Annotated in this window: 1 pseudogene; it reads left to right on the forward strand. The window is 41.1% G+C overall.

What is annotated here, in order from left to right:
• Nucleotides 1-171 (forward strand): annotated as a pseudogene (locus tag ACFPXP_RS07920) (IS110 family transposase); the annotation flags it as partial.
• Nucleotides 172-540: the final 369 nt, after the last annotated feature.

Raw genomic sequence — 540 nt, forward strand, 5'->3', positions numbered from 1 at the left:
CATTACTATACCAAGCGGCCAGATCGCCCATTAAAGAAGCAACAGTCACTGATTGCTGTATGTTGCAAACTACTGCGAGTCTTGTTTGCCATTAGCCACAAACAGTGTAAATTTGATGGTTCAAAGCTATTGCGAGGGTTACCTCAGAGTCATACATTACAGGCTGCCTAAAAACTAATTTTGCGTTCATCACTTCTGAAAACGACCAGAATCTTAAATACAAATACCAATAGTGCAGAGTCGGAGTTTATATTTACCATACGGGCATTTGACCCAGCAAAGGAGCATATCCGACCTCCACCTCATGGATACGCAGGACGAAGGAATGTATGGATCTCAATCCGGTGAGATATGGGAGGGTGAGCGGCCGTGAACTGTGTGGAGATTTCACGCACGGTTATAAGCTATATTTTCCAAACTCATCCAGTTTGAAAGATAGGATGGCCTCCATATTGTAAATAAATTAAAGACCACCTATATGTATCCATAATAAATGGTGTGTCAACTATTAGGTGTTTATGAGATTTTAAGAATTCGGGA

Origin of the sequence: Marinicrinis lubricantis, assembly GCF_042658665.1 — a bacterium.
Classification (GTDB): domain Bacteria; phylum Bacillota; class Bacilli; order Paenibacillales; family KCTC-33676; genus Marinicrinis; species Marinicrinis lubricantis.